Raw genomic sequence first — 23,663 nt, forward strand, 5'->3', positions numbered from 1 at the left:
CTGCTATTTTTCTGCCGCGTCCGCTTTTTCTACGGCTTTCCTTTCCATTTGTTCCAGAAGATACTCCTGGGTATCCTCCGCCATGTATAATTCAAGCTTGATTGCTAAAGTATATGTGCCTTCATTCTTTTTATCCGCCTGCCACAGGAATTCCGCGATCCGCATCTTTGGCTCCTGGGACGCGCAATTATCCAGCACGGCCTGCAAAGGTACCCGGCCTCCGGTCATGGTCATCTCCACCTGGGCGGTGTAGACTCCGCCATAGGACGGCGCTTCTTCCTTATCCTGCGTGCCCTCCTCGTTATTCAGGGCAGCGGCAATCAGCATCTTGCTGTAGTCCGTAAGCTGCGTATATTCTCCCAGCGACGGCATGGCAATGTCCATCTCATTGACAACCACGCCATTGGAGAGCGCCATCTCCGTCAGCATCTTATCGATATCCTTGCTCTGCATCACGCCATAGAATTCCTTTTTCATCTCTTCCAGAGACGCCTCCGCCTCCTTTTTTCGCTTCTCCATAGTGGATAAAGACAGTACTTTCTGCTCTTTCTCTGTCTGCTCAAGCTGCGCCTGCGTAAGTTCTTCTCTCAGTTCCTGGCTCTTAGAGAGCAAGGGAAGTATCACGCCTGCTCCCAAGCCCACTACAACAACGAATATTGCAAGAAATACCAGTAATTTCTTATCCCTCTCAGTCACTTTCAGCGTCATTGCCTTCCTCCTGTCTGTTTGCCATCATGCAATTCACTTTAACATTCCATTGGCCTTCTGAATCCTGGGTATAGCCGGTATAGTCCACCGCCGCGAATATGGGCTGCTGGCTCAGCAGATCAATGAACTGGTGTATCTGCTCTACATTTGCCGCGCTGGTGGAAAAGCTAAGTACTCCATCCACAGAATTATAACTGCTGATCTCCGCCGTTACCAGGCCTGCAGCGCAGGATGCCACCGTCTGCTCCGTAGCGCTGTCCACCCGCGGATAGGCAAGCACGCTTCCCCTAAGCCCTTCCAGGCTGCTATTTAGCGCTCCTACCGTGTGCAGGTCGTCATTGGCCTTATCATATTTATCGCAGGCTTTCAATATATCTGCCCGGTTATTGTATTCTTTCGCGTCCCTTAGCTGGCCCGACAGATAGAGCGTGCGCCCTCCCAATACTGCGACTGCTCCAAGCAGGATCACTGCCAGGACGATTACAGGCACCAGCACTTTTCTGCGCTTTTTCTTCTTGGCGGCCTTTGCGGGATCCTTCACGATCTGGCTCATAAGGCTGGTCTTGCTATCCGTGCGTATCAGACCCGCGCTTGGGATTGCATACTTGCTGACATCATCGACCTTCATATCCTTCTGGCGGAAGATCACGTCATTTCCAGACTTCAGCCATTCTGCCTGAATCTCGCTGTCAATCTGACGCACGCTGTCCGCATAGATCTGCATATCCTCTTTTTCCAGCCCTGCAATGTAGACCATCTTAACCTTCTCCGGAATGTTCTGCGCCTGGGCAAACTGCAGGATGTTGCTTACAGAACGGGCAATCTCCACGGAAAAGTCTACCGTCCCAGGATCCGCGAACAGCCTGTTTCTTCCGGAATACACATAGAGTCCCTGGTACAGCAAAACGTTGATCAACGTCATATCATCCACGAACTGCACGATGCAGGTTTCTCCCTTGATCTGGGATATCATCCCCACCATTCGCAGCACCGCGCCCCGGGCGCTTTCAACATTCTCCACGCTGATCCCCAGCTGCTCGAACAGTTCCACATACCCCTGGATGTAGGAGCGGGGCGCCATGGTCGCGAATACCGTCTGTACCTTGGCCTTCTTATCCGTCTGGCCCGGCAGCGGAAAATACCCATACACCGGATCCTCGATTCTCTCTACATCCGTAAACTCGCGGCTTACGAACTGCATCATCTGCTTTTGCTTCTGCAAGGGCACATCCGTCACCTTGGTGGTAAACTGGTTGCTGTCAATCACCAGGCTTACGCCTTTTCTTGGCAGGTGATTGGAATCCCACAGATCCCGTATCAACTCGGTGAACCCTTCCACGTCCATGACGGTTCCGTTCAGAATGCAGCCCCTGGTATCCACGGAATAATACATTGCCCGCACATTGACCTTGCTGCCGCTGACCTCTCCATCTACGACACGTATGTATCTATTTGATAAATATACTACCAACATCAGCCTTTTCCTCCTTATTCCATTCCTGCAATGGAATCATAAGATCCATAGATCGCCCCGAATACGGAAACCATAACGAACGCCAGGATTAATCCCATGATGATCAGCATGATTGGCTCTACATAAGACATCATCTTGTTGATCGCCATGTCCGCGTCGTACTCCAGCGCCTCCGACGTGGTCATAAGCATGTTATCCAAACTTCCGGTCTCCTCTCCCACACGGATGGAGTCCGTCAGTTTGCGTATGAAGCCATCCACCATATCCAGGCCTTCGCTTAAGTTATTGCCAGCCCGGACGAATGGGATCACATTGTCAAACTGCTGGTCTATGTAGTCATTCCCCACCGTCTTGCGCGCGATCTGAAGCGACGGGACGATAGGAATACCGGCAGAATACAGGGAACTAAGCGTCCTTGCGAACCGGGAGGTGCATATGGTCTTCTGCAGCTTGCCGAATACCGGCATATGGACCTTGATCTTATGCCACTTCAGCCGGACAGAAGCAATCGTCAGAAGCGCCTTTGCCCCTGCCCACAGTACCACGATCAGGATGATAGCGATATACCAGTAACTCTGCATGAAGTCGCTGATAGAATTCAGTATCCTGGTTGACAGAGGAAGTGTATCCATCTGCTCGAATAGTTCCTGGAACTGCGGCATGACATACTTCGTCAGAACCAGAATGACCGCCACGATCATGCCTGCCAGAATCTTCGGATAAATCATGGCCCCCGCCATCTTCGTGTTCAACTTGTGATCCTTCTCATAGAGTTCCGCCATCTTAAGGGCTACCTGGTCCAGATTGCCGCCGCTCTCTGCCGAACGGAACATATAGATCATCAATGGGGGAAATGCTCCTCCCTGCGCTTCCATCGCCTCCGAAAGGGCAATGCCCTGGCGGATCTTGGATAGCATGTCTTCGTACACGGCCCGTTCTTTGGGCTTAACCGCCTCTCCTCTTGCGATAATGTTGAGCGCCCTGACCAGCGTGACTCCGGCCGCAACCAAGGTTGACAGCTGCCTGCAGAAATCCGCCAGCACCTTGGGCTTAAACTGCTTGATTCCCTTGGAGGACTTCACCTCCTTGGCCGACAGAAGGAACAGTTCCCCGTCCCGCAGCCGCTGGTGCAGCTCGCTTTGGTCTGCCGCGTTCATGGTGCCGCTTACTTTCTTTCCATCAATTGTCTGCGCTTTGTATTTGAATTGTGCCATAAGGGCGCCTCCTAGAATCATTATATTTTATCCAATACATTTTCAGTATATCATCAGCGAAAGATACCAGTCAATCAGCCGAATCCCATATAACAGGCCGATTGCCATGCCTATGCACAGGAATGGCCCGAAAGCAAAATGGGCCTTGCGGTCAGCCTTCTTGGCTGCCAGCAGATAGCACCCGTAAATGCCGCCAAAGAGAATGGCCAGGGCTGTCGATACCAGCGTAATCTTCCATCCCAGAAATAATCCGCAGGCAGCCATCAGCTTGATATCTCCGCCTCCAAAAGCCCCGGGGATCAAGACCGCCAGCACCAGCATCGGAACACTTACGCACAGCGCGCCTGCCAGACGGGCCAGAAGCGAAATCCCGGGCATGGTAAATATGGATATGACCGCAAGTACCACCATCGCGATCTGGCATCCATCTTCAATTTCCATTGTATCTATATCCAGGAACGCCACCACCGTCAGTATGCCAAAAAAAGCAAATACCGTCAGTGCCGTTCCGTAGTTCTCGTATTTATACACGCACAGCAGCGCCAGGAGACCTCCCAGCACTTCGATCAGCGTATCTCTGATCCCGATGGATGCCTTGCAGTAACGGCATCTCCCCTTCAGGAACAGGAAACTGAACACTGGCACCAGATCCTTGGGTCCCAGCCTCTTCCCGCAGGAAGGACATATAGAGAAGCCCTTCACAAAGGACATCTGCCTCGGCACCCTATAAATAATTACATTTAGAAACGAAAAAATGCAAGTTCCTGTAAAGAACACCAATATGCCCAGTATAGTTTCACATATCAATACTCCCATACATTCCTCCTTGCACAAAATATAAAAATCTTTATTATCGCAAAAAACGGAAACTTCACCCGGTGTCCACCGGATGAAATCTCCATTCATCTTAACTAATTATCATATTGTTGAACATTCCAATAGATATTCCATGTTGAATAATCCTTTGCCTCATCATATTGGTACTCCACCAGAAATCTTCCTTTTTGATAATTCATAGTGGTAACACAGTTCTTCTTTGCATTCCATGAAACCAGGTATATTTCCCCATCGACTCCCGCATGGCCTCTGACCTCTTCTTCCGCCTGCTTCGACATACCACTTGGCCGACCCTTGTCTATAATAGGGCTGTCAAATCCATAATACTCCACGCCCAGCAGTTCTACGTTCATAACCACATTCTTGGCTTCCCTCAGAATCTGACGTTTCTGTACTGATTGATCCCAAAACCACAGGGCCGGTGCAATAACCACTATGCAGATTAGCAGGACAATCAGGGCAGTCTTCAGCGCCCGCTTGAGTCTTAACTTATAAGTGAGGGATTCATAATCGTTGGTTGTGTTTTGCAATTATGAAGCCCTCCTTTCATTTGTAGTGTTTGTATGGATTTATTAGTTAGTTGGTTGCAGGACTTTCGGCAACCTCCCACTTATTATTTTCCCAGGTAACCATATAATCGCCGGAATTATACACAAATTTAGTAATCTCCTTTGCATCACCAGTCGCATCAACATCAAAACCTGCCGTATCCTTTCCCACATTTGCTGTGCCGGACACGATTTTCACCTCGCCAATTGTCAAATTAGCCGATGGATATGTCTCGTTTGCAATCCGGGCATCCGCATAATCTGCCTGAACCTGGCTTAAGATCGTGGCTGCATCAGCTTTCGCGTTTGCCTGTTTTGCCTTGTCAACGTATTTAAGCAGCTGTGGCACCATAACTGCTGCCAGAATCAGAATGATAACAACTACAACGATAAGTTCTACCATTGTGAAACCTTTTTTGTTCTTACTTTTGTCTCTCAATTTTTTAATCATAAACTATCATCCTCCTGTTTCTGATTATGAACCTTAGCCTTGGGCCTGCACCTGTCTTATGTAAATTGCCTTCCGGCTGGAAAAAAGTCCCTAATCCCGCCATTTCATCATTTAATGGCGTCTTTATTTATGATATGTTTAATATACGCTTTTCTTCGAATATTGTCAATAATCAACAACGCAATGCATGGCTTATTTTCAAGGTTTGTCGGTATTTCTTTTTTCCCCGCCGGATTTTTATTGTGCATTTTTTACATAGTCTAAGATTCACATTTGCATAAAATGCTGGCTTATTTTCGCCATTCATGCCACTTTTTTGCCTAATCATACATTCTTATGCATTTTCCCGAAAGTTTATACTATTTTGATCCTGGCATATTTGTCAAAAAATAAACTTTATGCAAAAAATACATAATCAAATTGCATAAATATTTTCCCTATGCTATAATTTTCACAACACGTACTAATCACAAAGGGTAGCACCTGCGTGAAAAGGCGCACAGATTCGTATGATATATTTAGGGGTAGGGGAATTCTGCCCTTTCAGGACCTGACGCCATAGGCGCCGGGTCTTTTTTATTTGATTTCATCATGAAGAAGGCGCAATAGAACGAATACTAATAGGATGGGGTGATCTATGAAAGATTTAAAGTATTTAATTGATAAGCTGAAGATGCAAAGATCCCTGACTCGGGATGAATGGACAGCGCTGATTGGCGGAAGGACGCCGGAACTTGCCGGTTACCTCTTTGAGCTTGCCCGCGAGGAGCGCCACCTGCACTACGGACATGACGTGTATGTCCGGGGGCTGATCGAATTTACCAACTACTGCAGGAATGACTGCCTCTATTGCGGCATCCGCAAAAGCAACCCAAATGTCAGCCGCTACCGGCTAAGCGAGGAGCAGATTCTGGACTGCTGCCGGATCGGCTATGATCTGGGCTTTCGCACCTTCGTGCTGCAAGGCGGGGAGGATGGCTATTACACCAGGGAGCGGATGGTACATTTGATTGAGCGCATCCGGTCCATGTATTCGGATTGCGCCATCACGCTTTCCATCGGCGAGAAATCCCGGGAGGATTACCAGGCATTCTATGAGGCAGGCGCCAACCGGTATCTATTGCGGCACGAGACATTTAACGCCAATCACTATTCCAGGCTGCATCCGCCGTCCTTAAGCGCGGCTGCCCGGCAGAAATGTCTCTGGGACTTAAAAGACATTGGCTACCAGACAGGCACTGGATTCATGGTGGGCTCGCCTTACCAGACGATGGAGAATCTGGCTGAAGACATGCTCTTTATTCGGGAACTCAATCCGCAGATGGTGGGCATCGGGCCATTTATCCCCCACCATGACACGCCGTTTTCTAAAGAAGCAGCCGGAACGCTGGAACTGACCCTGTTTATGCTGGGGCTTCTCAGACTGATGCTTCCCAAGGTCCTGCTGCCCTCCACTACGGCGCTTGGCACCATCGATCCGAAGGGCCGGGAACTTGGAATTCTGGCAGGGGCAAATGTGGTGATGCCTAATCTGTCGCCGACCGGCGTGCGAAAGGACTATGCGTTGTATGACAACAAGATCTGCACCGGGGATGAGGCCGCGGAATGCCGCCGATGCCTGGAGCGGCGCATGGAATCCATCGGCTACCGCGTCGTCACAGCCAGGGGCGATTCACTGAACCTATAAAATATTACGCTATCGAATAGCAGGAGGAAATAATTATGTATGATGTAAATTCAAAACACGCTGAAGACTTTATCAACCACGAGGAGATTCTGGAGACTCTTGCCTATGCGGACGAGAACAAGGATAATCTGGAACTGGTGGAATCCTTGATCAACAAGGCTGCCTTAAGAAAGGGGCTCTCCCACAGAGAGGCTTCCGTGCTTCTTGCCTGTCAGGATCCCGCCATGAACGAGAAGATATTCAAGCTGGCAGAACAGATCAAGAAGGATTTCTACGGAAACCGTATCGTCATGTTCGCCCCTCTGTACCTTTCCAACTACTGTATCAATGGATGCACCTACTGTCCTTATCATATGAAGAACAAGCATATCGCAAGGAAGAAGCTGACCCAGGAGGAGATCCGCAAGGAAGTCATCGCGCTTCAGGATATGGGGCACAAGCGTCTGGCTCTGGAGGCCGGAGAGGATCCAGTGCACAACACCATGGATTATTATCTGGAATGCATTGACACCATATATAAGATCAAGCATAAAAATGGGGCCATCCGCCGTGTAAATATCAACATCGCAGCCACAACGGTGGACAATTACCGCCTTCTGAAAGAAGCAGGGATCGGTACATACATCCTGTTCCAGGAGACCTATCACAAGGAAAGTTATCTGCAGCTTCATCCCACGGGTCCAAAGCATGATTACGACTATCACACTGAGGCGATGGACCGCGCTATGGAGGGCGGCATCGACGATGTAGGCGTAGGCGTTCTGTTCGGCCTGGATAAGTTCCGCTATGAATTTGCAGGACTTCTGATGCATGCAGAGCATCTGGAAGCAGCGTTCGGCGTAGGACCGCATACCATCAGCGTTCCCCGGCTGCGCGATGCCGACGATATCGACGCATCCTCCTTTACCAATGGAATCGATGACGATACCTTTGCCAAGATCGTAGCCTGCATAAGAATTGCGGTTCCATATACCGGCATGATCATCTCCACCAGAGAAAGCCAGAAGACCAGAGAGCGCGTCCTTCACCTGGGCATCTCCCAGATCAGCGGCGGTTCCAGAACCAGCGTCGGCGGCTACTGCGAGCCGGAGCCGGAAGATGAGAAGTCCGAGCAGTTCGATGTGATCGACAGCCGTACTTTGGATGAGGTTGTCCGCTGGCTGATCGAAATGGAATACATCCCAAGCTTCTGTACTGCATGCTACCGGGAAGGCAGAACCGGCGACCGCTTCATGTCTCTTTGCAAGAGCGGGCAGATCCAGAACTGCTGCCATCCCAACGCGCTGATGACGCTGGAGGAATATCTAACCGATTACGCTTCTCCAGAGACAAAAGCGCTTGGACAGAAACTGATCGACAAGGAAGTATTCAACGTACCGAATGAAAAGGCGCGCGCGGTAGTCCTAGAGAATCTGAAACTGATCCGGGAAGACAACCGAAGAGATTTCCGTTTCTAATTATAGATCCATCCAGGCCCAAAGGAGGTATATGAACTATGAGTCTAAATAATACGCCCTCTTCCGAGCGGGTACACATCGGCATCTTTGGCAGGCGTAACGCCGGGAAATCCAGCATCATCAATGCCCTGACCGGGCAGAGCCTGGCCATCGTATCGGATGTCAAGGGCACCACCACCGACCCTGTGCTAAAGGCCATGGAACTGCTTCCTCTTGGCCCTGTCGTCATGATCGATACGCCAGGGCTGGATGACGAGGGCGCGCTTGGGTCGCTAAGAGTCCAGAAGGCGTACCAGGTGCTTAACAAGACGGATATCGCCGTCCTGGTGGTTGACGGCACGGCTGGCATGACCCGCGAAGACCTTCTTATTCTTGACCGGATCAAGGATAAGAAGATCCCTTATGTGATCGTCATGAACAAGGCTGACCTGGCCGTTCCGGGCGCAGCGTCTCAGGCCGCTCTTTCAGGCAAGCCGGATGAGCACGTCATCTGGGTCAGCGCCGCTGACAGCCGGAACATCCATGAACTAAAGGAACTGATTGCAAGCCTTGCCCCCGCCGAGGACGGCGGCCGCCGCATTGTAGGGGATTTGATCCATCCTTCCGATTTCGTGGTGCTGGTGGTTCCCATAGATAAGGCTGCCCCCAAGGGCCGCCTCATCCTGCCTCAGCAGCAGACGATCCGGGATATTCTGGAGTCGGATGCCACGGCCATCGTGGTCAAGGAAGATGAACTTAGCCGTACCCTTGAGACCCTTGGGAAAAAACCATCTCTGGTCATCACGGACAGCCAGGTCTTTGCCAAGGTTTCGAAGGCCACTGCGCAGGACATTCCTCTGACTTCTTTTTCTATCTTATTTGCAAGGTATAAGGGGAATCTTAAGACTGTGGTAAATGGGGCCAGATACTTGGATTCTCTGAAGGAGAATGACACAGTCCTGATCTCGGAAGGCTGCACCCATCACCGCCAGTGTGAAGATATCGGAACGGTAAAGCTGCCCCGCTGGATACAAGAGTATACTGGCAAGAAATTGAACTTTACGTTTACCAGCGGAACGGAATTCCCACTGGAACTAAAGGCCTATCAGTTGATCGTCCATTGTGGCGGCTGCACGCTGAATGAACGGGAGATGAAATACCGTCTCAAATGCGCGCAGGATGCCGGCGTTCCCATGACCAATTACGGAACGGCCATCGCATATATGCAGGGCATCCTGGAGCGCAGCATTGACATATTTCCATCTTTAGATTATATTTAGAAAATCTTCAGAATTATAACAAGGGATACTTAATAATTCCCCTATACAATAAGACCATAGAAAACAAGCATTCAGGTCTTATCGTATAGGGGGTTTATTTATGAGAGCATATATTGAGGAAAGGAAAAATGAGATACTTGCCATCAGTCCATTTGCGGATCTTAACTATGAACGTGCTTATTCCGCCACATCTTTGATCTTGATGTTCTTCCTCTTTTCTTTTACCGGATGGATCTGGGAAGTCCTGATCCACATCATCGAAGACGGAATGATCATCAACCGCGGCCTTCTTCTCGGCCCATGGCTTCCCATCTATGGAACCGGCGGCGTCCTGATCCTGATGCTGTTAAAAAGATGGCGCAGCCAGCCGCTTATGACCATGGGACTCATCATGCTCTTATGCGGAACCGTCGAATACATTACCAGCATAGGCCTGGAATTCTTCTTCGGCCAAAGATGGTGGGATTACAGCGACATGCTCTTTAACTTCCAGGGCAGGATATGCCTGGAAGGCCTACTGATCTTCGGCATCGGAGGTCTGTTCTTCATCTACCTGATTGCCCCCAAGATCGACAACCTGCTTCAAACCGTATCGCAGAAGGCGAAAATGTATCTGTGCGTGGCATTATCCTTCCTCTTTGTTGCGGACCTGATTCGTTCCTTCCTGTCCCCGAATATGGGATTCGGAATCACGGGGTAGCGGTTTACCTTACTTCGATCCTGCCCATCACTTCCCCGATGGGTGCCGCAATTGTAAGTTCCGCTCCTACTTCTTTTGCGGTAGCGCTCTTATTGATCACCACCAGGTGCCTGCCCCGGAAGTAATCAATGAATCCTGCCGCCGGATACACGATGAGAGACGTCCCCCCGATGATAAGCGTATCCGCCTCGCTGATTGCCCGGATGCTCTTATCCACCGTCCGGGAGTCCAGGCTTTCCTCATACAGCACCACATCCGGCTTGATCGTGCCTCCACAGGAGCACTTGGGAATTCCTTCGGAATTCTTCACATAGGCCGCATCATAGGACTTGCCGCATCTCTGGCAGTAATTGCGCAGAATGCTCCCGTGCAGTTCCAGCACGTTCCTGCTTCCCGCCGCCTGGTGAAGTCCATCAATATTCTGGGTGATGACCGCCGTCAGCTTGCCTGCCGCCTCCAGTTCCGCCAGTTTCAGATGGGCTGGATTGGGCTTCGCATCCAGAAACATCATTTTGTTCTTATAGAATTCATAAAAATCTTCCGTCCTGCTCACAAAGAAACTGTGGCTTACGATCTGTTCCGGGGAGTACTTATACTGCTGCCGGTAGAGCCCGTCCGCACTGCGAAAATCCGGGATATTGCTCTCCGTGGATACGCCTGCGCCCCCAAAAAACACGATGTTGCCGCTGTCATCAATAATCCGCTGTAACTTGCTTACTTCCTCTTCATACATGGCAATTCCTCCTGACATGTCTGCTGTAATCCTTTCACATACAGCCTGCTAATTTGCGTGTTCTATCCAATCAATGACATCCCTTAGGCTTCTAAGTTCAGCCGTAATTCCATCTTTGACTTCCTCCGGCACCACCACCACATCCGGAATGTGGATAATATAGCCGCCAGCCGCCTTTCCCGCCTGCACGCCGGATATACTGTCCTCCAGCACCAGGCACTCCCTCATTGGCACGCCCAGATCTTCCGCCGCTTTCTGGAAAATATCCGGAAATGGCTTGCTGCGTTTCACTTTATTTCCATAGGCAACTGCGTCGAAATACTCATAGACTCCGGCAATCTTCAGCATCTTCTCAGCCAGCGACTGCTGGGTGGAGGTAGCCACCGCCATACGGATATCCTGTCCCTTCAGATATTCCAGGAGTTCCGGCAGGCCTTCTTTTAAAGGAACGCCTTTTTCCTCGATATAGCGGTGCTGCAATTCATCTTTGCGCCCCATGCAGCCGTCAAAATCAAACTCCCGTCCAAATCTTTGAAGGAAGGCGTTGCGGATCGCCGTCGGATTCTGCCCCCGGAAACTGTCCAGGAACTCCTCCGTCATGTCAATCCTAAGTTCATCGCCTACCTGGTTCCACAGAACCGTTGCCAGACGTTCTGTATCAAACATCAGGCCGTCCATGTCAAATATTACGCCTCGTACCATAAATTATGACTCCCTTTTCTTGTAAACTATAATCGTTTCTACCGTTCTATTCTATCTTATTTCAATCATATTTTCCATACATTCTGACAAATCAGCGTTTTCGTATTTAAAAAATAATTAAGAGGGCGCCCCTCTATGAATCTTTCCAATTCATGGTTTGGGGACACCCTCTAGAATGTCTGGCTGTCATGCTATTGTGACCGGTTCTTGCTATAGCCGGTAAAGAATTCCGATAATGCATCCAAGGTCTTCACCAGCACGGGAATCTCCGCCTCGTCCAACTTATCCAGGATCGCCCGGGTCATCTGGCGGTGATAGTCTTCGTGATGCCGGTACGCCTTCACGCCCCGGTCCGTGAGCTTCACGAATACCACCCTGCGGTCTTCCTCGCTGCGCCTGCGCTCTACATATTTCTTATTTACCAGGCTGTTCATGGCCGTCGTCAGGGAGCCTACGGTAATATTCAGCTTCTTGGCTATGGAGGACATATTATTGCCATCGCCCAGCCCGATGGCCTCGATGACGTGCATGTCATTATTCGTAAGATCCTTAAACTCTTCTGTAATAATGGCCTTCTCCTCCAATTCCCAGATCTCGTTGATCAGGTTCACCAGAATATTGTTGATTGTTGCGTATGCGTTTTCCATTCCCTGCTACCCTTTCTGCTTGACGATTCTTGTTATATCCACATTATACCCTCTCCGGCATCAGAGAATCAATCACTTCTTTTACCGTTTCCAGGTGATCTGCCTTGTAGGCGTATGCACCGCAGAAAAGAAGGGCGTCATCCACTTCTCCCCTGGCCGCATGTACGAGAGCATCCGTAATGCAGTAAGGAATCTCACTGGGATTGCATTTGTGGAGGCAGCCGTGGCAGGAACTGTGAGGAATCTGCTCCCCTGCCATGACTTTTTCCATAAATGGATTCAAGATCGCGCGGCCCGGCATTCCCACCGGGCTTTTTACGATGACGATATCCGTTTCTTTCGCGTTCAGATAGGCTTCCTTGTACTTGATATGTGCATCGCACTCTTCTGTGGTTACGAATCTGGTGGCTGCCTGTATGGCATCCACTCCCAGCGAAAATGCATGCTCTGCCTGCGCCTTATTTTCGATCCCACCGGCAAGCGCCACCGGAATCTGGCAATGGAACTCTTCTTCGTAGGATTTCACCGTGTCTAAGATAACGCTGACTTCCGCGTCATAGGCTGCCTGGTCATAGGATTCCAACTGCTCTTTGGTAAAGCCTAAGTGCCCTCCGGCTTTCGGCCCTTCGATGACCAGAAGATCCGGCATTCTCTTATATTTCCTGCCCCAGTACTTCAGGATCACCTTGGCGGACTTATCGGTGGAGACGATGGGGGTCAGCTTCGTCTGGCTGTCGCCCGCGATTCTTGGCAGGTCCGTGGGAAGCCCCGCGCCGGATATGATGAGATCTGCCCCGGCTTCAATGGCCGCCTTTACATACTCTTCATAGTGCCGCATGGCTACCATGATATTGAATCCAATGATTCCATCCGGCGCGATCGCTCTTGCCTTGTCGTATTCCTTTTTTATGGCTCTTAGATTCGCTTCTTTGGTATTCGTATCAAAATCCGGTTCCATAAAACCAATCTGAGCGGCAGAGATGATCCCGATGCCGCCCTCTTTCGCAACTGCTCCAGCGAGGCGGCCCAGGCTGATCCCCACTCCCATGCCGCCTTGTATCAACGGAACCTTTGCTTCTATATTCCCCATTTTCAATGGTCTTGCTTCCATATTCTTTCTCCTACATCTTCCGAAATCTATCGTACCTATGCTTCGTCAGTTCTTCAGCTGACAGTTTTCCATAGGAAATTAAAAACCGCTCCATCTCCCGCTCCAGCTGCGTAATGACCTTCTTTAGATTCTGCACGGTATAGTGAGCCGGCTCCGGGAATACCTGCTCCACGATTCCCAGACGCTTAAGGTCTCCTGCCGTCAGCTTCATCACGCCTGCCGCCTCTTTTGCCATAGTGCTGTCCTTCCACAGGATGCTGGCAAATCCTTCCGGCGAGAGAATGGAGTAGATGGAGTTCTCAAGCATCCATACCTCGTCTGCCGTTGCCATGGCAAGGGCGCCGCCGCTCCCGCCTTCGCCGATAATCACGGAAAGTACCGGGACTTTTAAGCCTGACATCTCATAGATGTTTCTGGCAATGGCCTCTCCCTGGCCCCTCTCCTCTGCTTCCAGGCCGCAGAACGCTCCTGGCGTATCTACAAAGCAGATGACCGGACGGGCGAATTTTTCCGCCTGCTTCATCAGCCTCAACGCCTTGCGGTAGCCGTCCGGAGATGGCATTCCGAAATTACGCTCGATATTCTCCTTGGTGTTGGTTCCCTTGGCCTGGGCGATCACCGTCACCGGCTTGCCGTGGAATCTGGCCACGCCGCCGATGATCGCCTTGTCATCTGCATAATATCTGTCTCCGTGAAATTCTATGAAATCCGTAAACAGTGCTTCGATATAGTCGCTGCCTACCGGACGGTCCTTCATACGGGAAATCTGCACCCGGTCCCAGGCATTTGCCACCTTGTTGTTCGGCAGGGCTGCGTCTGCTTCCTCTGCCTCCATCTCTATCTGCGCTTCCCCGGCTTCTTTCTTAATAAATCCGATCTGAAGAATAGATGCTTCTTCATGCGCTGTCTCAGCCTCATTCTTATGCAGTTTCAGAATCTGGGACAGCGTCTCCCTTAACTGCGGACGCTCCACGATTCCGTCGATGAATCCGTGCTCCAGAAGGAACTCGGAACGCTGGAACCCCTTCGGCAGTTTCTGTCCGATGGTCTGCTCGATGACTCTGGGACCTGCGAATCCAATCAGCGCCTTCGGCTCTGCCAGTATCACGTCGCCCAGCATGGCGAAGCTGGCCGTCACGCCTCCGGTGGTAGGATCCGTCAGCACGCTGATATAGAGAAGCCCTGCGTCGCTGTGGCGCTTAAGGGCAGCGGAAGTCTTGGCCATCTGCATCAGGGACGTGATTCCCTCCTGCATCCTGGCGCCCCCGGAGCATGCGAAGATGATCATCGGAAGTTTTTCTTCGGTGGCTCTTTCTACCGCCCGGGCGATCTTCTCGCCCACCACTTCGCCCATGCTGGCCATGAGAAAACGTCCGTCGCAGACGCCAAGGGCAACTTCAGTTCCATGAATACATGCTTTTCCTGTAATGACAGCCTCATCAAGACCCGTTTTTTCCTTAAGTACTTCCAGCTTCTCTTCGTATCCTTTGTAATCCAGCGGGTTCCTGGTGGCAAGCCCCTGATCCCACTCTTCAAACGTGCCTTCATCTGCCACCATCTCTATGCGGCGGTATGCGTGGACACGGAAATATCCTCCACATTTGGGGCAGATATAATAGCCCTTTTTCACATCCTCCGCAATAATGGCGCTGCCGCATTTATTACATTTGCGCAGAAGCCCTTCCGGAACTACCGGCTTCGCAGCACTCAAAGAAATATAATTTTTCCTGCCAGAAGAAAGTCTGGTCTTTTTAAACATGTTGTCTAATTTCATAGAATGTCACCTTTACATTTTCTCAATAAATTCAATGTCAATATCCCCGGAGAGATAGTCCGGGTGGTTCAGAATCTCATACTGGTAGTCTACGTTGGTATCTATTCCTTCAATAATGATCTCCCCAAGGGCGCTCTGCATCTTGCGGATGGCCTCATTGCGGTTCTTGGCCCATACGATCAGCTTCGCCACCATGGAATCATAGTAAGGCGGGATGGTATAGCCGCTGTAGATCGCCGAGTCGATGCGGATTCCCTTGCCGCCCGGCAGATACATATCCGTTATGGTGCCTGGGGACGGGCGGAATCCCTTTTCCGGGTTCTCCGCGTTAATCCTGCACTCGATGGCGTGGCCGCTCAGATGCACGTCTTCCTGGGCGTAAGATAACTTCTTGCCCGAAGCGATACGTATCTGCTCCTTGATCAGATCGATCCCAGTCACCCATTCCGTCACCGGATGCTCTACCTGGATCCGAGTGTTCATTTCCATAAAATAGAAGTTCCCATTCTTCTCCAGAAGGAATTCTATGGTTCCTGCATTTACATAGCCCGCTGCCTTTGCCGCCTTGACGGCCGCGTCTCCCATCTTCTTACGAAGTTCCTCGGACAGCGCGACGGACGGAGATTCTTCGATCATCTTCTGATGGTTCCGCTGGATGGAGCAGTCCCGCTCTCCAAGATGGATGACGTTGCCGTAGCTATCCGCCAGAATCTGGAACTCGATATGCCTTGGGTGCTGGACGAAATGCTCGATATACATGGTATTGTCGCCAAAGGCCATCTGGGTCTCCTTCTGAGCCGTATTGAAACTCTGCTGGAATTCTTCTGGCGTATTGGCCACACGCATACCTTTGCCGCCTCCGCCAAGGGCAGCCTTTACGATGACCGGATATCCCACCTCATCCGCGATCCTGGCGCCTTCCTTCGCGTCATAGATTGGCTCCTTGCTTCCGGGAATCACCGGAACCCCTGCGGCTACCATGGTATTCCTGGCTTCCTGCTTATTTCCAAGCCTTGCGATAACCTTGGAATCCGGACCGATAAAGGTGATGTTGCACTGCTCGCACAACTCCGCGAATTTTGCATTCTCCGACAGGAACCCAAATCCCGGATGTATGGCATCCGCGCCGGTCACGATGGTCGCGCTGATGATGCGGTCCATGCTGAGATAACTCTCGCTTGATGGTGCCGGCCCGATGCAGACCGCCTCGTCCGCCAGTTTCGTATGCAGGGCCTCCCGGTCCGCCTCCGAATATACCGCTACCGTCTCAATACCCATTTCCCGGCAGGCACGGATGATACGCACCGCAATCTCGCCCCGGTTGGCAATTAATACTTTCTTTATCATGCATCTCACCTATCCAATCATAAATGTCAACTCTGCGCTTACGACCGTCTTGCCGTCCACGCTTGCTATTGCCTCGCCCACGCCCACAGGGCCTTTCTGCTTGATGATCTTCGTCTCCAGGCGAACCTTGTCGCCAGGCACGATCTTTCCCTTGAACTTGCACTTGTTGATGCCGCCGAAATAGGCGATCTTTCCCTTGTTCGCCTCCATGCTCAAGATGGCGACCGCGCCCACCTGCGCCAGCGCCTCCACCGTCAGCACGCCCGGCATCACCGGCTCCTGCGGGAAATGGCCCGCGAAGAACTCCTCGCGGTATGATACGCATTTATACCCCACGGCATACTGCCCCGGCTCGTAGTCCTCGATGTAGTCGATGAGAAGGAACGGGTGGCGATGGGGGATGATCTGCTTGATCTGGTTGATATCTAAATGGTTCATATTGCCTCCTTAATAAATACGCACGTAACATTTTTCACTTTGACACGTGACATTTTTCAAAAGTGTTACGTGTCAAAGTGAAAAATGTTACGTGTCAATTTGCAAAACTGGTGCGTCAAATTGATTTATCCAATGCGAAACAGCGGCTGGCCGTATTCTACCGCTTGCCCGTTCTCGACGAAAATCTCCGCAATTGTTCCGTCATAGTCGCTTTCGATTTCGTTCATCAGCTTCATGGCTTCTACGATTGCGAGGGTCTGGCCTTTTTTCACGGTATCGCCTACGGATACGAATGGATCCGCGTCTTCGGACGGCGCTGCATAGAAGGTGCCGACCAGCGGGGATTCCACAATGTTTCCTTCTGGCTTTTGGCCGGCATCCGTATTTCCTGCCGTAACTATGCCTGCCGGGGAATGATCCATGGCAGGTGCATTCGCGCCAAAGATGCCTGCCGGAGGGATTTCTGTTCCCCCTGGCACTGCGGATATTACCTGTACTTTTCCTTGTTTCTTGGTAAGATGAATCTTCACGTCATCTTCTTCATATTTCAATCCGGTCAGTTCTGACTCTGATACGGCATCGATTATTTTGATAAGATTCTCAATTTCCATCATATTCAAGTCCTTTCTAACCTTCATTTCTAGGCTTCATATTTCTTAACCAGCAGGGTTGCGTTGTGTCCGCCAAATCCCAGGGAATTGGTCAGGACATAGTTCACATCCTTTACCACTGGCGCGCCAATGGCATAGTTCAGGTCGCATTCTTCGTCTGCTACTTCACTGCCTACGGTCTGGTGGATGAATCCCTCCTGGATGGTCTTGACGCAGGTAATGAATTCCACTCCGCCTGCAGCTCCCAGCAGATGCCCGATCATGGATTTCGTGGAGTTGACCACCACGTCCTTGGCTGCTTCTCCAAGGGCGATCTTGATCGCTCTGGTCTCGTACAGGTCATTGTGATGGGTACTGGTTCCGTGGGCGTTGATATAGTCTACCTGGGAAGGCTTTATTTGGCCTTCTTCTATGGCAAGGGACATGGCTTTGGCCGCCCCGCTTCCATCTTCCGCAGGGGAGGTGATGTGGTAGGCATCTCCCGTTGCCCCGTAGCCTGCCAATTCCGCATATATTTTTGCGCCTCTGGCCTTTGCGTGTTCTAGTTCTTCCAATACCACCACGCCAGCGCCTTCGCCCAATACGAAGCCGTTCCTGTCCTTGTCAAATGGGATGGAGGCCCGCTTCGGATCCTGGCTGGCGGATAATGCGGTCAGGCTTGTGAATCCGGCCACTCCGGTAGGGCAGATGCAGCTTTCCGTTCCGCCTGCCACCATGATATCCGCATCTCCATACTGAATAGCGCGGAATGCGTCACCAATACAGTTCGTACCGGATGCGCATGCGGTCACCACATTGGTGCATTTCCCCTTGAATCCCAGCTGGATGGAAATGTTTCCGGCTGCCATGTTGGATATCATCAGAGGCACCATCAGCGGGTTGACGCGGGAAGGGCCCTTGGTCAGAATCTTCTCGTATTCCCGCTCCACCGTCTGCAGGCTTCCGATTCCAGAGCCCACGATCACTCCTGCACGGAATGCGTCTTCCTTTTCAATCTCAAGTCCGGCGTCTTCATAAGCTTCCTTTGCGGCAGCCACCGCATACTGGGAAAATAATTCCATCCGCTTTGCCGCTTTGAAGTCCATCCGCTCTTTTGCCACGAAGTCTTTGACCTCTGCTGCCAGTTTTACTTTATAATCTGTGGTATCGAATCTGGTAATCTCTCCGATTCCAACTTTTCCTTCTTTGATCCCATTCCAGAACTCTTCCACCGAATTGCCAATCGGCGTAATTGCTCCAAGTCCGGTTACAACAACTCTTCTTTTCATACCTGTGTCTCCTTTACATTGCCATGCCGCCGTCTACGTGAAGCACCTGTCCTGTGATATAGCTTGCATCTTCCGATGCCAGGAATGCCACTGCCTGCGCTACCTGCTCAGGCTTTCCGAATGTTCCAAGAGGAATCTGGCTTACGCAGGCCTCTTTTACCTTATCCGGAAGTACTTCCGTCATGTCCGTGTCAATGAATCCCGGCGCGATGGCATTTACCGTAATGCCACGGGAAGCCAGTTCCCTGGCAGCCGCTTTGGTAAGGCCGATTACGCCGGCCTTGGATGCAGCATAGTTTGCCTGGCCCGCATTTCCGCTTACGCCCACGACGGAGGACATGTTGATGATGCGCCCGCTTCTTTGTCTGAGCATCTGGCGGGACGCAAAACGGATGGTGTTAAACGCGCCTTTTAAGTTGGTGTCAATCACTTGGTCGAAATCCTCCTCCGACATCTTCATCAGAAGGCCATCCCTCGTAATTCCCGCATTGTTAACCAGGATATCAATGCTTCCATAAGTCTTGATAACCTCCTGGATAAATGACTCGCATTTCCCATAATCGGAAATATTGCACTGGTATACTGCGGCCTTTCCCTGCGCGCCTTCAATCTCTGCCTTCACTTCTTCTGCCTTGTCTTTGGAGCCATTATAGTTAATGATAACGGTCGCCCCCATAGAGGCAAGCTTACATGCGATCGCTTTTCCAATCCCCCGGGAAGCCCCTGTTATCACTGCCACTTTTCCTTCTAACATAATTCACCTACTACTTTCTCTATATCCTCCCATGCGGAAATGTTATAGACTTTCACATCACGGTTAATTTTCTTCATAAATCCTGCCAGCGTGCGGCCTGGCCCTATTTCCACAAAGGTGTCCACGCCATCTGCGATCATGTTCTCCATGCTCTGCATCCAGCGCACCGGAGAACTGACCTGTTCTGCCAGAAGTTCCCGGGTCGCGGAAATGTCGTCTACTTTCTCAGCCGTCACATTCGTTACATACGGAATCTGAAGCGTATGTAATGCAGTATTCTTAAGTTCTTCCGCCAGTTCTTCTCCGGCCTTCTTAAGAAGCGGGGAATGAAATGGCCCGCTGACATTCAGCATGATCGCGCGTTTTGCGCCTGCTTCTTTCAACTTCTCTGCCGCTATGCCAACCGCCTCTGTGCGGCCTGTGATTACAATCTGGCCCGGGCAGTTATAATTCGCAATGGTCACGCCGTCGATCGTTTCAATTACCTTTTCAATGGCTGACGCATCCATTGCCATCACCGCGCACATGGCTCCCTCGCCTGCTGGCACGGTATTTTGCATCAGGATGCCTCTCTTTCGCACCAGCCGAATGGCATCCATATCGTCCATCCCGCCTGCGGCCGCAATCGCGCAGTACTCGCCAAGGCTGAGTCCTGCCGTGATATCCGGCTTAAGCCCTTTGTCTTCTGCGACCCTCGTCATGGCAAGGCAGGTGGTGACCAGTGCTGCCTGCGTATATTCTGTAACGTCAAGCTTATCATTTTCCTCAAAGCAGAGCGCCTTCATATCCAGTTGAAGGACTTCCCCCGCCTTGTCAAACATCTTGCCGGCAATCGCGCTGTTCTCATAAAAATCCGCGCCCATGCCGGCTTTCTGGGCGCCCTGGCCCGGATAGATAAATGCGATCTTACTCATAAAAACCTGCTCCTTTAATCATTGCATCCGTCTCTTCCACTAATTTGCCAATCAGTTCCTTACAGGACATTCTTTCCTTAACCATGCCTGCAATCTGCCCTGCCATCACGCTTCCGTTCTTCACGTCACCGTCCACGACGGCCTTGCGAAGTCCGCCAAGCGTAAGATGTTCTAATTCTTCAAAGCTTGCGCCCTTATTTTCAAGTTCCATATATTTCTTCGTCATTTCATTGCGAAGGGCACGGACCGGATGTCCTGTGGTTCTTCCTGTTACTCTGGAATCAATATCCTTCGCCTTTATAATTCGTTCTTTGTAGTTGTCATGAACCTGTGATTCATCTGTTACTACGAAATGGGTGCCCATCTGCACTCCCTTTGCGCCCAGCATGAATGCCGCCGCAATTCCGCGTCCATCCGCGATCCCGCCTGCGGCGATCACCGGAATGCTTACCGCGTCCACGATCTGCGGTACCAGTACCATGGTGGTATTCTCACCAATATGCCCGCCTGCCTCGCAGCCTTCCGCTACAAGAGCATCTGCTCCGCAGCGCTCCATACGTTTGGCGAGGGCGACAGAAGCAACCACGGGAATCACTTTTACTCCCGCATCTTTCCACATTTTCATGTATTTCTCAGGATTGCCGGCTCCGGTCGTCACCACTTTGACGCCTTCTTCTACGATAACCTTTGCCACCTCATCCGCGTAAGGACTCATAAGCATGATGTTTACGCCAAATGGCTTATCTGTCAGCTTCTTTGCTTCACGAACCTGCTCTCTTACCCAGTCAGCAGGCGCGCTCGCCGCGCCGATAAGGCCAAGGCCGCCAGCGTTTGATACGCCTGCCGCCAGATGATATTCGGCAACCCATGCCATGCCGCCCTGAATGATCGGATATTCGATTCCTAATAATTTGGTTACTTCTGTCTGCATATTTAAAACCCCGCTTCTTTTCTTATTCTTTGTGATTGTTGATGTATTTGATAACGTCTCCTACTGTCGCAATCTGTTCCAGATCTTCCGTCGGAATCTCGATTCCAAATTCTTCTTCCAACGCCATGACTAATTCAAACAAGTCCAGGGAATCTGCGCCCAGATCATCTTTAAAGGAAGATTCCTCTGTAATTGTCGCTGCGTCTACTCCTAAATTTTCTGCTACCATTTCTTTGATTTTGTCTAACATACTATTTGTTCTCCTTTTTCAATGCTTAATTCATATATATAAACTGGCATTTGCCAATTTATTTCCAGTCAAGAATGCTTGCGCCCCAGGTAAGCCCCGCGCCGAATCCTGCCATCACGATCTTCTGGCCTGACTTCAGGATTCCTTTTCGATTCAATTCATCCAGAAGGATCGGTATGCTGGCGGATGAGGTATTGCCGTATTCTCGAAGATTCATGGGGAACTTCTCAATCGGCTCCTTCAGCCGTTTTGCCACGGCTTCCACGATTCTTTGGTTGGCCTGGTGAAGAATGTAGTAATCCACATCCTCCTGCTCTATTTCATTTGCTTCCAGCACTTCCCGGATGACTTCCGGCACCTTCTTGACGGCGAACTTGAATACCGCCTGGCCATCCATCTGCATAAAATGCTCATCGTCTACCATTTCTTCCAGATTGATCTCAGAAGTCAGGCCATTGCCCTGATATCTGCTCTTGCAAGTAAGCGCGTCTCCCTTGCTCCCTTCCGAATGGGTCACCGGAAGATAATATCTGTCCTCCCCCGCCTTTACTACGGCGGCTCCGGCTCCGTCTCCAAACAGGATGCAGGTTCCCCGGTCCTTCCAGTTGGTCAGGTTGGACAGGCTCTCGCTTCCAATCACCAGCGCAGTCTTATATACCCCGCCTGCGAGATAGGCCGTTGCCGTATTATAAGCAAGCACGAACCCCGTGCATGCCGCCCCGCCCAGGTCAAAGCAGGTAGCGTGGATGGCGCCCAGTTCTTTTTGCACCTGGCATGCGGTACAAGGGAGAACCACATTCGATGAAATGGTCGCCACCAGAATCAGATCCACCTCCTCCGGGGAGATGCCCGCATTCTCAAGCGCCCGGCGCCCGGCCTGCACAGCCATGGATACCGTCGTCTCCTCTGTAATGATGTGCCGCTTCGCGACCCCGGTCCGCTCCTGTATCCATTCGTCGCTAGTCTCCACCAGTTTGGCAATATCGTTGTTGTCCATTATGTACGATGGCGTACATGCCCCCGTGCCATATATTATTCCAGTCATATGAGTTCCTCTGATTTATTTTGATTGTAGATTATTTTGACTTTCAAAGTATATAGCCATTCTTTTCGTTTGTCAAGTACTTTGATCATCAAAATATTTCGACAAATAAATAACAGGACACGTAACACTTTTCACTTTTGCACGTAACATTTTTCAAAAATGTTACGTGCAAAAGTGAAAAGTGTTACGTGTCCAAATTGACATTCCCCCACCTATATTATATATTTAAACCACAATCACTCAACTCAATCATTGAAAAGGAGTTTGCGCCATGAATGAAAAGAACCGTAAATTTCTCACAGAAATCCTGGATATCACAAAAATATTCTTCACTGCCCTTGCAATTGCCATCACCGTAAATACTTGTCTTATCGCCAATGCCAGCGTACCCACCGGTTCTATGGAGACCACTGTTATGACCGGAGACCGGATTATCATCAATCGCCTTTCCTACAAGTTTGACAGTCCTAAACGCGGTGATATTGTCAGTTTTATCTTACCAGATGACGGGACCAGCCAGTATCTGAAGCGTATTATCGGACTTCCCGGGGAGACTATTAAGGGAAAGGACGGCGTCGTATATATTGATGGCGCGCCTCTTGATCCGGACTATACGGATCAGGTAATCAATGAGGACTTTGGACCTTTTACCGTCCCCGAAGGCTGCTACTTTATGATGGGCGATAACCGCAATAATTCCTGGGATTCCCGCTTCTGGAAGAACAAATATGTAAGCCTTGATGCCATTATTGGAAAGGCCGAATTCTGTTACTTTCCACATCCCCGCATCCTGGAGTAGTATG

Annotated in this window: 25 protein-coding genes; 5 read left to right on the forward strand and 20 right to left on the reverse strand. The window is 50.6% G+C overall.

Annotated features, from left to right (window positions below):
* Positions 1-3: 3 nt before the first annotated feature.
* The 6 genes from K0036_RS16010 to K0036_RS16035 form a co-directional block, all read right to left on the reverse strand.
* Positions 4-708, reverse strand: coding sequence for a hypothetical protein (locus tag K0036_RS16010; protein ID WP_220430158.1), 705 nt, complete (start codon positions 706-708; stop codon positions 4-6).
* Entirely contained in the window at positions 689-2,182 is a 1,494-nt protein-coding gene (gene pilM, locus K0036_RS16015) for a type IV pilus biogenesis protein PilM (protein ID WP_220430159.1), read from the reverse strand. The genes K0036_RS16010 and pilM overlap by 20 nt, the downstream gene beginning before the upstream one ends.
* Positions 2,183-2,196: 14 nt before the next feature.
* On the reverse strand, positions 2,197-3,396 hold the full coding sequence (locus K0036_RS16020) for a type II secretion system F family protein (protein WP_220430160.1): 1,200 nt from the start codon (positions 3,394-3,396) through the stop codon (positions 2,197-2,199).
* A gap of 42 nt (positions 3,397-3,438) precedes the next feature.
* Positions 3,439-4,212, reverse strand: a complete 774-nt coding sequence (locus K0036_RS16025; RefSeq protein WP_220430161.1) for a prepilin peptidase — start codon at positions 4,210-4,212, stop codon at positions 3,439-3,441.
* Positions 4,213-4,307: 95 nt separating this feature from the next.
* Entirely contained in the window at positions 4,308-4,763 is a 456-nt protein-coding gene (locus K0036_RS16030) for a hypothetical protein (RefSeq protein WP_220430162.1), read from the reverse strand.
* 46 nt (positions 4,764-4,809) lie between these two features.
* Positions 4,810-5,232: a prepilin-type N-terminal cleavage/methylation domain-containing protein gene (locus tag K0036_RS16035; RefSeq protein ID WP_220430163.1), complete on the reverse strand. Its 423-nt coding sequence runs from the start codon at positions 5,230-5,232 to the stop codon at positions 4,810-4,812.
* 637 nt (positions 5,233-5,869) lie between these two features.
* Between K0036_RS16035 and hydE the strand changes: the two genes are divergently transcribed.
* From hydE to K0036_RS16055, 4 genes are all read left to right on the forward strand, one after another.
* Positions 5,870-6,919 (forward strand): [FeFe] hydrogenase H-cluster radical SAM maturase HydE, encoded by a 1,050-nt coding sequence (gene hydE, locus K0036_RS16040; RefSeq protein ID WP_220430164.1) that lies wholly within the window; start codon positions 5,870-5,872, stop codon positions 6,917-6,919.
* 35 nt (positions 6,920-6,954) lie between these two features.
* The gene (gene hydG, locus K0036_RS16045; RefSeq protein WP_220430165.1) at positions 6,955-8,376 is read left to right on the forward strand and encodes a [FeFe] hydrogenase H-cluster radical SAM maturase HydG; all 1,422 of its coding nucleotides are present in this window, start codon (positions 6,955-6,957) and stop codon (positions 8,374-8,376) included.
* A 38-nt stretch (positions 8,377-8,414) separates the two neighbouring features.
* The gene (gene hydF / locus K0036_RS16050; RefSeq protein WP_220430166.1) at positions 8,415-9,635 is read left to right on the forward strand and encodes a [FeFe] hydrogenase H-cluster maturation GTPase HydF; all 1,221 of its coding nucleotides are present in this window, start codon (positions 8,415-8,417) and stop codon (positions 9,633-9,635) included.
* Positions 9,636-9,735: 100 nt separating this feature from the next.
* The gene (locus K0036_RS16055; protein WP_220430167.1) at positions 9,736-10,335 is read left to right on the forward strand and encodes a putative ABC transporter permease; all 600 of its coding nucleotides are present in this window, start codon (positions 9,736-9,738) and stop codon (positions 10,333-10,335) included.
* A 4-nt stretch (positions 10,336-10,339) separates the two neighbouring features.
* On the opposite strand, the gene K0036_RS16060 is transcribed toward K0036_RS16055, so the two are convergent.
* The 14 genes from K0036_RS16060 to K0036_RS16125 all read right to left on the reverse strand — a co-directional run bounded on the left by K0036_RS16060 (position 10,340) and on the right by K0036_RS16125 (position 22,860).
* Positions 10,340-11,068: an NAD-dependent protein deacylase gene (locus K0036_RS16060; protein ID WP_025642066.1), complete on the reverse strand. Its 729-nt coding sequence runs from the start codon at positions 11,066-11,068 to the stop codon at positions 10,340-10,342.
* Between the two features lie 48 nt (positions 11,069-11,116).
* On the reverse strand, positions 11,117-11,770 hold the full coding sequence (locus K0036_RS16065) for an HAD family hydrolase (RefSeq protein ID WP_025642064.1): 654 nt from the start codon (positions 11,768-11,770) through the stop codon (positions 11,117-11,119).
* A 191-nt stretch (positions 11,771-11,961) separates the two neighbouring features.
* A complete protein-coding gene (locus K0036_RS16070; RefSeq protein WP_004607369.1) occupies positions 11,962-12,417 on the reverse strand; it encodes a MarR family winged helix-turn-helix transcriptional regulator in 456 nt (151 codons plus the stop codon).
* A gap of 43 nt (positions 12,418-12,460) precedes the next feature.
* Positions 12,461-13,528, reverse strand: coding sequence for an NAD(P)H-dependent flavin oxidoreductase (locus K0036_RS16075; RefSeq protein WP_220430168.1), 1,068 nt, complete (start codon positions 13,526-13,528; stop codon positions 12,461-12,463).
* Between the two features lie 10 nt (positions 13,529-13,538).
* A complete protein-coding gene (locus K0036_RS16080) occupies positions 13,539-15,302 on the reverse strand; it encodes an acetyl-CoA carboxylase carboxyltransferase subunit alpha (RefSeq protein WP_220430169.1) in 1,764 nt (587 codons plus the stop codon).
* A gap of 12 nt (positions 15,303-15,314) precedes the next feature.
* Complete coding sequence (locus tag K0036_RS16085; protein WP_025642061.1) at positions 15,315-16,649, reverse strand: acetyl-CoA carboxylase biotin carboxylase subunit; 1,335 nt, start codon at positions 16,647-16,649, stop codon at positions 15,315-15,317.
* Positions 16,650-16,658: 9 nt separating this feature from the next.
* On the reverse strand, positions 16,659-17,087 hold the full coding sequence (fabZ, locus tag K0036_RS16090; protein WP_220430170.1) for a 3-hydroxyacyl-ACP dehydratase FabZ: 429 nt from the start codon (positions 17,085-17,087) through the stop codon (positions 16,659-16,661).
* Positions 17,088-17,212: 125 nt separating this feature from the next.
* Entirely contained in the window at positions 17,213-17,698 is a 486-nt protein-coding gene (accB, locus tag K0036_RS16095; protein WP_173694499.1) for an acetyl-CoA carboxylase biotin carboxyl carrier protein, read from the reverse strand.
* A 29-nt stretch (positions 17,699-17,727) separates the two neighbouring features.
* Entirely contained in the window at positions 17,728-18,966 is a 1,239-nt protein-coding gene (fabF, locus tag K0036_RS16100; protein WP_220430171.1) for a beta-ketoacyl-ACP synthase II, read from the reverse strand.
* 13 nt (positions 18,967-18,979) lie between these two features.
* Complete coding sequence (fabG, locus tag K0036_RS16105) at positions 18,980-19,720, reverse strand: 3-oxoacyl-[acyl-carrier-protein] reductase (protein ID WP_220430172.1); 741 nt, start codon at positions 19,718-19,720, stop codon at positions 18,980-18,982.
* On the reverse strand, positions 19,714-20,634 hold the full coding sequence (fabD, locus tag K0036_RS16110) for an ACP S-malonyltransferase (RefSeq protein WP_025642052.1): 921 nt from the start codon (positions 20,632-20,634) through the stop codon (positions 19,714-19,716). The genes fabG and fabD overlap by 7 nt, the downstream gene beginning before the upstream one ends.
* Complete coding sequence (gene fabK / locus K0036_RS16115; protein WP_173694491.1) at positions 20,627-21,565, reverse strand: enoyl-[acyl-carrier-protein] reductase FabK; 939 nt, start codon at positions 21,563-21,565, stop codon at positions 20,627-20,629. Before fabK ends, fabD begins: the two co-directional genes overlap by 8 nt.
* Positions 21,566-21,587: 22 nt before the next feature.
* Entirely contained in the window at positions 21,588-21,815 is a 228-nt protein-coding gene (gene acpP / locus K0036_RS16120) for an acyl carrier protein (protein WP_220430173.1), read from the reverse strand.
* 58 nt (positions 21,816-21,873) lie between these two features.
* Positions 21,874-22,860: a beta-ketoacyl-ACP synthase III gene (locus K0036_RS16125; RefSeq protein ID WP_220430174.1), complete on the reverse strand. Its 987-nt coding sequence runs from the start codon at positions 22,858-22,860 to the stop codon at positions 21,874-21,876.
* A gap of 271 nt (positions 22,861-23,131) precedes the next feature.
* Between K0036_RS16125 and lepB the strand changes: the two genes are divergently transcribed.
* The gene (gene lepB / locus K0036_RS16130) at positions 23,132-23,659 is read left to right on the forward strand and encodes a signal peptidase I (RefSeq protein ID WP_220430175.1); all 528 of its coding nucleotides are present in this window, start codon (positions 23,132-23,134) and stop codon (positions 23,657-23,659) included.
* Positions 23,660-23,663: the final 4 nt, after the last annotated feature.

The sequence above is a fragment of the [Clostridium] scindens genome (assembly GCF_019597925.1).
Lineage (GTDB): Bacteria > Bacillota > Clostridia > Lachnospirales > Lachnospiraceae > Clostridium_AP.